This is a genomic window from Vicinamibacteria bacterium, assembly GCA_035620555.1.
In the GTDB taxonomy this organism is placed as follows: domain Bacteria; phylum Acidobacteriota; class Vicinamibacteria; order Marinacidobacterales; family SMYC01; genus DASPGQ01.
The window spans coordinates 1-9,151 of sequence record DASPGQ010000032.1; the positions used below are offsets into that span (position 1 = coordinate 1).

Genomic DNA, 9,151 nt, shown 5'->3' on the forward strand with positions numbered 1-9,151 from the left:
GAGAGTGAGCGTTGGAGGGCGAGAGGGCTTCCCAGGGCGATCACTTGCTCGCCCACTTCGAGTGTGTCCGAATCGCCCAGCTCCACGCTGGCGGGAATCTTCTGCCCCGGCCGGAGCTCGAGGCGCAGGAGCGCGATGTCGGTGAGGGGGTCTTCTCCGACGAGAACGCCAGGAACTCGCTCCCTGGTGGACAGGGTGATGATCAGCCGTTTCGCCTTTCCCGCCACGTGGTAGTTGGTGATGACATGTCCTCGTTCGTCGAGGATGAAACCGCTTCCCACGCCGGTCGAGCTGCGGCGCTCGCCCGAGGAGAAAACGTCGGTGATGGGCTGGACGTTGACGAGAGCGGGCGAAACGAGGTCTCGCGCGGCGAGTATCCGTTCCTGGAGCGACTGCTCGCTGACCCCCGCCAAAGTGAGGGCAAGAAGCAACAACATATGCCATCGTAGCAGAAAGCGACAGTTCCACGCTGTCCGTCCCTATCCGCCGACGGCCCCCATCCACGAGATTGCGTCGGCTCGCATCACCGCATAGACTAGCTTCCCCACCGACACGATAAGGGAGGAAACACTGATGAAAGAAATTGGCTATGACCGGCCGTTGTTCGTTCAGCCCTTCGACCATCGGGGGAGCTTCACCAAGACTTTCTTCGGTTTCAAGGGTGCGCCCGCGATCTCTCCCGATCAAGAGCAGCACGTGCCGGTGTCGGCGGCCAAGACGATCATCTACCGCGGGTTGCTGCGCGCGATCGAGATGGGCGTGCCGCGCCAGGAGGTCGGAATCCTGGTCGACGCTCAGTTCGGCAGCCACATCATCGCCGATGCCAAAGCCCGAGGTATCCCCGCGGCGGTTTGCGTCGAAAAGAGCGGTCAGAACGTTTTCGACTTCGAGTACGGAGCGCGATGGCAGGACCATCTTCGTTTCCTCGCGCCGGACATGGTGAAGGTGCTCGTTCGATACCACCCCGAAGACGACCCGATCGAGAATCGCGAGCAGCTCGGAAGGCTGAAGCTTCTCTCCGACTATGTTCACGCGTGGAACGACCACTACCTGATGTTCGAGCTTCTCGTGCCGGCGGTGACCGAGGCCGACAAGAGCGCGGGAGAGCGGTACGATTCGGAAATTCGACCCAAGCACATGGTCGAGGCAATCGCCCAGATACAGGACTTCGGCGTCGAGCCCGATATCTGGAAAATCGAAGGGCTGGATTCTCGGGATCAGGCGGAAGAGGTCTCGAAGCAGGTTCGTTCCGGCGCCGCCCGGAGTCGTGTCGGTGCAATCCTCCTCGGACGAGGCTCGAACAAGGAGAAGGTGCACGAGTGGCTCGAAGTGTCGGCACCGGTCGAGGGGTTCATTGGTTTCGCCGTGGGTCGCACGAACTTCAGCGAGCCGCTTTCGGGTCATTTGAAGGGAGATCTGAACGCGAAGGAAGCGATCGACGCGATCGCCGAGAACTACAAGGGATGCGTGGATATTTGGAAGGCGGCGAAATCCTGAGCGAGATAGACCAGAAAAAGAAAAAGCGGGTAGGGTCGGAGCCCCCAACCTGGATGTGACAAACCGAAGCCCGGGACCGTTACCGGAATCGACCTTCACACCCACTCCGACCCCACCGCGCTCGGTGCCGCCCGGCGGGGCAAGCGCTCCATCCGGAGCGGGCCGCGCCAAGGCTGGCGGCAACGGAAGATCGTCGTAGGCCGCTTGTTATCGCTTCCTACTTCGCTGAGGTATATAGCAAGAGCTTTGCCAGATCGTGCCGGACTCGGCAGAGGATCTCTAAGCTATTCACCCGTCGCCGATTAGTGCGTTTGTGACCGTATCGCGGTCAGTACGGGGCCGGCGCTCCACCCGACTCGCGTAGGAGATTCCCGTCAAACCCCTTGATTTTTGCCCCCCAGCAATGAGGTGAATTCTCCCCCAAGCCCTTTCCGGAGAGCGAGACAATCGCGAAAGTCCATATTGGCATCGGGGTTGCTAGGTAGAGGACGTGCTGCATGCCGTGCTGACGAACCCCTTCTCTCCAGTCGACGTTCTCTATATTACGTTCGATGGCCTGCTCGATCCGCTGGGGCAGGCCAGAAAAATCGATCTCTTGCAACGTTTGGCGTGCGATGGCCTCACGATCGCCGTCGTTTCGTTCGAAGAGCCGGATGCACTGAGAGAAGAGATTCGGACCGCCTCGATGAGAGGCAAGCTCGAAGCGCAGGGCATCACCTGGAGGCCCCTTGGTCACCGCGCCACTCGTTCGATTCCGACGGCCTGCTGGGACTTTGTCCGAGGGGCGGCGACGGCGATGCGGGTCACGGTCGAGCGCAGGCCGCGCTGTCTCCATGCTTGCGGTTACTCGAGCGCGCTGGTCGGGCTAGCGGTCAAGCTGGCCTTCGGTGGAAAGCTGATCTTCGACATGCCCGGCTTCTGGCCCGAGGAAAGCGTGGAGCTCGGTTTCTTTCGCTCCACCCATTTCTTGTATCGCGTCAGCAAGCGCCTCGAGGAAGCGATCCTCGAGGGCTCGGATCACGTCGTCGTTGCTACCGATCGAGCCAAGGCGGTCCTTCGGGACGAGGAGGCGAAAGCCAGGCTCGCGGCCAAACGCAGCGTCCGGGAAAAGCCGATCTCCGTAATCCCCTGCTGCGTAGATCTCGAGAGATTCCGACCGCGAACGCAAGATCGGATGCTCCTGGCAGGTTCGGGGCTAGAGAACAAGCTGCTGTTCGGAAACATCGGTTCGTTCAACCGGCGTTATCTTGCCGCGGAGATGTTCCGGTTCGCTTTTCACCTGAAGAAATATCGGCCCGAAGTAACGTTCGTCTACTTGACGCCGCACGACCCGCGCCCGCTTTACGAAGCGGCGCGAGACGCGGGCCTCGCCGACGACGACATTTTCGTTCGGACGGTCGCCGCGTCTGACATACCGCGGTGGCTCTCGGTCTTCAGACTCGGCGTATTCTTCGTCAGGCCAAGCTATGCCGCGAAGGCATCGTCATTCGCGAAGATCGGAGAGTTTCTCGCCTCCGGGGTACCCGTGATCACCAACACCGGCGTCGGCGATCTCGATCATCTCCTGAGCGAAGAAAGATGTGGGCTCCTTCTTCCGGGGCTCACCGACCGCGATCTCGATGCGGCGGCAAAGAAGGCTTTACCTCTGCTCGAAGGAGACGCCGTGCCGCAAGAGCTTCGAGATCGCTGCCGCCAGACCGCATTGGATCGCTTCGGTATGGCCCACGGCGCGCGCCGTTACTCCTCCATCATTCGGTCTCTCGAAGCGGCGGGACGAGCGGTCGAAGATCATCCGAGAGCGATCGAGACCGGATAGGCGATCTCCGCGCGCGGTTCTGCCGGGGCTCTCGGCCGGTGCTACAGTGGGGCATCCATGCGGCGCCGCGATTTTCTTCACGTTTCTGCCTCGGCGGTGCTCGGTCTCGGTTCGTCTCGCGCTCGGATCCCGGTCCCTCGCGTTAACGGCAGTATCAACGTCCAGCCCGTGCGACGCCTGGAGGCGAACGCGGGGCGCACGCCTCCCCTCATCGTTCCCGAGCTGGTCGATGCCCAGATGCGGGCCCTGTACGAGCTGGGATTCGAGCGGATCCGGGTCACGATCTCGTTCGATCGATTCGGTCCGGATTTCCTCGCTGCGATCCCCTACGTCCGAGCCGCGCGCGCCCTCGGCATGGACGTGCTCGGCGTCATCGGCCAGTTCACCGGTTTCGATCTGCTGCAGGCAATCTCGAATCCCCAGACCCGTGACGAGGTGCTCGAGACCTACGTCGCCATCTTCGGCGATTTCGTTCAGGCAGCACCCGGTTTCGCGGGCCTCCCGGGCGGATTCTCCGCTCAGGTCCTCAATGAGCCCACGCACTTTGCCGGGCTGGCACCGGACGTCTACGTTCGCGACTATTTGAGACCTGCGTATTTCCATCTCAAGGAGGACGACCCCTCCATGACGATCGTCGCCGCGGCTCCGGTGGGCTCGGCGGAAGGACTTCTTCGCGCCCGGGTAATGATTGAAACGGGTCTCGAGAACTACTGTGACCGCGTCGCCTACCACGTCTACAGCACGCGTTTTCTTCGTGAGCTCGGGACCCTGTCGGACCAACCGACCTGGATCACCGAATCGGGAGCCGCCGGCACGGAGCATCACGTTGATTGGATGACGCGGACGTTCGACGAAATCCGGGCAGCGATTCCGCGCACCGAGCGCATTTACTGGTTCAATCTGTTCGATTTCGAGCCGGGAGCGTTCCGGCTTATCGATCTCGGTCGTACGGCGGATGGAGGCTTCGAGCCGGTCGTCGAATCTCATGAAGCGGTCGCTCTCCTGCGCTCACGCATCGAGGCGGCCGCCGGAGGCGCGGAGCTCGTGCCCTACCGCGAGCTCCTTCCCGACATCACACTCTATTTTCCGACGGATGAAGACGAAAGGCGCATCCGCTCCACGTCGATCGGATCCTCCACTTGGCCCTCCTAGATCCCGCCCTCGTCGCCCTAGCATTGGTTGGTGCCGACCCAGATTACCCCCTCGGCAAATTGCGCCTCCCCCCCATGAGCGAGAAGGCGAGCCCGTTCCGTCTGGTGGACCTTCGTTACGCCTTTTCTGACGATGGCGGGGTCGTCTCGAGCTTCGAGAGCCGAGTGAGAATGGGGGCATCCTCTTTCATTGGAGGCGAAGTCGTTGGCGAGAGGGTAGGGCTCTTCTTCGACACCGCGCGGATCGAGGTCGGCGCGAGCCGGGACGACGTGAGCTCGGTGCTCGAGGGAGGCTATCGGGCCCGCCGGTTCCTCGCCCGAGCTCGCGCTGCCGAGGAAGGTGGCTCGTGGAAGCTCGCGACCGAGGGCGCGCTGCGGCTGTCGAAGGACTTCGAGCTGTTGTTCGGATTTCGCGAGGACTTCGACGACAGCGTCCCCGAGCCCCCCTCGATCGAGGCGTTCATCGCAACCGGCATGCTCCCGCGCGCCGAAGCGAGGACCCGGGAGGACCGTTTCGCATCTGCGGGCTTCCTCTACCAGAGGGGAAACCACTTGGAGTTACTTGCGGAAGGGCAGGCGGCGCGATTGCGGACGGAGGCGGGCTTTGATGTCACGCAGGAACGCCTGCGTGTATCCACGCAATGGACTCGGGCGCCACTCGAGTTGACGGCGGAAGCCGGCTATGAACGCACCACGGGACGACTGCGCCATCGAGTGGGTGACGTCGCCCTCGGCGCCGATGTTCGACTCGGATCGCGGCTGATTGCGACCGCCGCGAGCCGGCAGACTTGGGAGCCTGGCCTCGTGAGGTTCGCACAGATCTACGGCACCGGGCTCGTGCTCTTCGGGCGGCGGCACACGTTCACGAGAGAGGGGGATGCGGCGAAGCAGGTTCGCGAGCTTCAGCATCGAGCTCTCGAGCTCGGCTACAACGAGCGACGAGTGTACGACACCGACGGTCTCCGGGCTTTGCGAGAGCGGCTCGGCGTCTCCGGGGCCCGTGAGACCCTGTCGAAGGCAATCGATGCGCTGTATCGCGCGCAGGTACGCGAGCGCAACGTGGAGCAGCTCGGCTTTCTCATCGAATGGAACAAGGACGCCATTCCTGCGATCACCGGTCGAACCTATCGCCTGTTCGTAGGGCTTCCCTGGCCTCTCGGTCCCCCTTGGAGAGCGCGCGAGGACCATGTCGATTTCGTGCGGATCGACGTCGCGTACCGCGAGGAGACGTTCTCCAGCGTCATCCGTGCCGTCACCCGAGAGGTGTCGGCGAGCGTCTTTCTCAACCGGGAGATGAGCTTGAGCCTCACGTGGGAAAGCCCAGGACGAACGCCGGAGGAGATTGCTCGAGAAACGAGCCGTCCATCGCGTTTCACTTTGAACCTCGTCTACGAAATGGGACGTTGACGCCCGGACCCTTCCCGTTTCTGAACAGTGCGCCGACCGAGGGAGTCTCGATCGACACCAGGGGAAACCCCCACGCCCCAGCGGCGATGGAAGAGCCTGAGTTTTCCGTCCAAGTATCGAAAGCTCAGAGTGTTAGGGATCGAGGACAACCTGTCCAAGAGGATCTCATCTCGGGGTTAATCGCCGAGGAGTCCGGTTATGGTGGCATCCACACAAGACGTGGGAGGGCACCTACTGGGACGCCCACCATAAATGCTCTAAAATACTCTGTCGTTTCGGCTTATACGATGATGACAAAAGAGGCTCTGGCATGCGAGTTGCAGCGCAAACACCCATGCCTGTGTCGACTCGGCGCGTCGGGAGCATTGTGCGGGTCGCTACTGGGAGAAGCCAAGAGCTCTTCCGGGGGCGTTCCCGTGGACGCCCTCCTCGGACAAGGTTTGGGGCCCCCGGACGACCTCAGCCTTTAACCTGGAGTTCACATCTTAACCTGGAGTTCACATCAAGAGGTCGGTGATGTATAATTTTCCCCACACCCTAGAAACAACAGATGGAGCCGCTTTGATGCAGGAGCCCGCAGGGCCGCAGGTGCTTGTTGTCGATGATGATCCGAGCATGCAGCGCATGCTTCGTACGCGGCTGGAACGTGAGGGATATCAAGTCGTTACCGCAGCGGACGGAGACGAAGGCCTCGACCTGATCCGCAAGCAGGTGTTCAACCTCGTCATCACTGACGTGAGGATGCCCAAGCTGAAGGGTGACGAGCTCGCCCGCTCGATTAGTCAGTTCAATCCCGATATCCCGATCATCGTCATGACCGCCTATGGCGACGTCAATGAAGCCGTTCGCCTCATGCACGACGGCGTTTACCACTACCTGACCAAGCCGTTCGACGTAGAGGACCTGGTCGGTCGGGTGCGCAAGGCGGTCGACCGCCAGCGGACGTCCCACGAAGTGCAGCAAGTGCGGTCGAAGATCATGAGCCGACGCAAGTCGGACTTCATCGTGGGGGCAAGCCCAAAGATCGAAGAGCTCCTGACCCAGATCTCCATCGTCGCTCAGAACGATGTGCCGGTCATCATCTACGGTGAGTCGGGGACCGGTAAGGAGCTCGTGGCTCGCGCGATTCACTACACCGGCAAGCGTGCCGATCGCCCGTTCGTCGTCGAGAACTGCGGCGCCATTCCCGAGAACTTGATCGAGAACGAGCTCTTCGGCCACGTCAAGGGCGCCTATACCGACGCCCGAAGCGATCAGAAAGGCCTCTTCGAAGAGGCGCACGGCGGAACACTCTTCCTCGACGAGATCGGCGAGCTGCCTCTCCCGTTGCAGGTGAAGTTTCTGCGCGTCCTCCAGGACGGCGAGTTCAAACGCATTGGATCGACGCGGGCCATCAAGGTGGACGTGCGGGTCATCGCGGCGACGAACAAGGACCTCATCCAGGCAATCTCCGAGAAGAGCTTCCGCGAGGATCTCTTCTATCGACTGAACGTCATTCCGATCCACCTGCCGCCGCTGCGCGAGCGGAAGGAAGACATCCCTCTGCTGATCAACCACTTCTTGACCGAGTTCAACAAGGAGCTCGGAAGAGGAGTCGAGGGATTCTCCCCGGCAGCCATTCAGAAGATGATGACCTATCAGTGGCCGGGGAACATCCGCGAGCTGAAGAACAAGGTGAAGCAGGCCATGGTCCTCACGCGCAACAACGTGATTACCGCCGAGGACCTCTTCTTCCACGTACCCGTCTCGTCCAACAAGTTCCAGTCGTTCAAGGAAGCCAAGCGCGAGTTCGAGAAGGAGTACATCTCGCAGGTGCTCCGGATCTGCCAGGGAAACATCTCCCAGGCGGCGCGGCTCGCCCGGAAGGATCGGAAGGATTTCTACGACGTGATGAAGAAGTACGGAATCCAGCCCGAGATCTTCCGTAAGCAACAGGCCGGCTGAGACCAGCGGAGTCGCGCCCCGCGGCAACCGGCCCGGCCGCCTTCGCGCGAAGCGCTTCTGCGAGCCTCGCCGTAGCCCGGAGGGCGGAGGCGGGAGGGCCCGATCCCCGAGCGTGAGCGAGGAGCGAGCGCTCGAAGAGCGCGCTCGCATTGAGCGAAGACCGAGCGCGCACTAATCAACGCTGCTGCCAGAGCACCAGCCTCCCCGAGAGCTCGGGGAGCTCGAAGGCTTTCCACGTTCCCTCGAGGCGGTTCCCCTTCTGCGTGGCGTCGAGATGGAAGTGGAGCTGATCGGCGCCCTCTTCCCCGTACTCCACGCTTCCCAGCACCGCGCCCACCGTAGAGCTGAGTCGAGTGAATTTCGCGGTCATGGGCCGCGCGCCGCCTTCGTTCAGGACGGCGCTTCCCGAGAGCGCTCCCGAGGGACCCTCGATGCGAAGGCTCAAGGGGTACCCCTGCGGCTCCACGTAGCCGTACCAGACGCCCACCAGGTTTCCATCTCCGAGGGAGTCGTCGGAGGTGCCGGGAATGGGCGCATCGGCGAGGATCCGATCGTGTATCTCCGATCGAGGAACGAGCTCGAACCACTCGCCCGACGCGCGAAACTGGTGCGTCGAGAGAATCGCCGACACCGCCGGGTTCGGCGGATGGAGTCCCATCGCGAAAAGCGGCCCTGGCTCGGTCAAAAGAGTCCGCAGCCCGGTCTCATCTCCCTCGGAGAGGATCACCACGCTCGTGGGCTTCCTTTTCTCGACCGCGACGAGATACGCGAGCGGCGCCATCACCAGCTCCGCGGGTCCGGAGACCGCGAGGACCCGGGCGCCCTCCGGCAGTTGATCGAGTGCGCTCTCCGCGAAGGCGCGGGCCTCGGGAAGGTACCGGCGGTCCGGATTCAACTGCGAGGCGAGGTGGTCCAGGGGAAGCTCCTTGGGAACGTCGAGAATCGCTTCGACCCGCAGATCCATCTGCGCCTTCCGCACCGCGAGCGGCGCGAAGCGGTAGATCACGAGCGGAGAAGCGGAGAGCACGAGCGCCACCGCGAAACCCTGCCAGTTGCCGCCGGATAGGAGCTTCCACCAGCCGTATCCCACGGCGACGGAGAAGAAGACCCAGGCGAGAAGATAGGACGGAACCGGCTCCGGCTGACGAAGCGTCACGACCAGAGCGGTGTAGACGAGGAAGAGCGGGAATATCAGCCAGAAAACGTATTTCTGACGCCGGTTGAGCTCCACGAGGCCGAGGAGCCCGATCACGATGGACCAGGGCGGAAAGTTGAGGAGGAGCATCGAGCCGAACCGGATGAGCGATTCCTGGAGCGGCTGGTCCCATTGCAGCAT

Annotated in this window: 7 protein-coding genes; 5 read left to right on the top strand and 2 right to left on the bottom strand. The window is 62.3% G+C overall.

Translation table 11 applies throughout. The features are described 5' to 3' along the window. A partial coding sequence (locus VEK15_01170) for a trypsin-like peptidase domain-containing protein (GenBank protein HXV59274.1) occupies nucleotides 1-437 on the bottom strand: 437 nt, incomplete at its 3' end. A 136-nt stretch (nucleotides 438-573) separates the two neighbouring features. Between VEK15_01170 and VEK15_01175 the strand changes: the two genes are divergently transcribed. The 5 genes from VEK15_01175 (at nucleotide 574) to VEK15_01195 (ending at nucleotide 7,815) form a co-directional block, all read left to right on the top strand. Continuing rightward, nucleotides 574-1,497: a DUF2090 domain-containing protein gene (locus tag VEK15_01175; protein ID HXV59275.1), complete on the top strand. Its 924-nt coding sequence runs from the start codon at nucleotides 574-576 to the stop codon at nucleotides 1,495-1,497. Nucleotides 1,498-1,987: 490 nt separating this feature from the next. Next, nucleotides 1,988-3,313 carry a glycosyltransferase gene (locus tag VEK15_01180; GenBank protein ID HXV59276.1) on the top strand — a complete coding sequence of 442 codons (1,326 nt, stop codon included), beginning with the start codon at nucleotides 1,988-1,990 and terminating at the stop codon, nucleotides 3,311-3,313. 168 nt (nucleotides 3,314-3,481) lie between these two features. Then, complete coding sequence (locus tag VEK15_01185) at nucleotides 3,482-4,465, top strand: hypothetical protein (GenBank protein ID HXV59277.1); 984 nt, start codon at nucleotides 3,482-3,484, stop codon at nucleotides 4,463-4,465. 74 nt (nucleotides 4,466-4,539) lie between these two features. Beyond that, nucleotides 4,540-5,871 carry a hypothetical protein gene (locus VEK15_01190; GenBank protein ID HXV59278.1) on the top strand — a complete coding sequence of 444 codons (1,332 nt, stop codon included), beginning with the start codon at nucleotides 4,540-4,542 and terminating at the stop codon, nucleotides 5,869-5,871. A 564-nt stretch (nucleotides 5,872-6,435) separates the two neighbouring features. Then, complete coding sequence (locus tag VEK15_01195; protein HXV59279.1) at nucleotides 6,436-7,815, top strand: sigma-54 dependent transcriptional regulator; 1,380 nt, start codon at nucleotides 6,436-6,438, stop codon at nucleotides 7,813-7,815. A gap of 175 nt (nucleotides 7,816-7,990) precedes the next feature. On the opposite strand, the gene VEK15_01200 is transcribed toward VEK15_01195, so the two are convergent. After that, nucleotides 7,991-9,151: hypothetical protein (locus VEK15_01200; protein HXV59280.1), on the bottom strand; the 1,161-nt coding region annotated here is incomplete at its 5' end.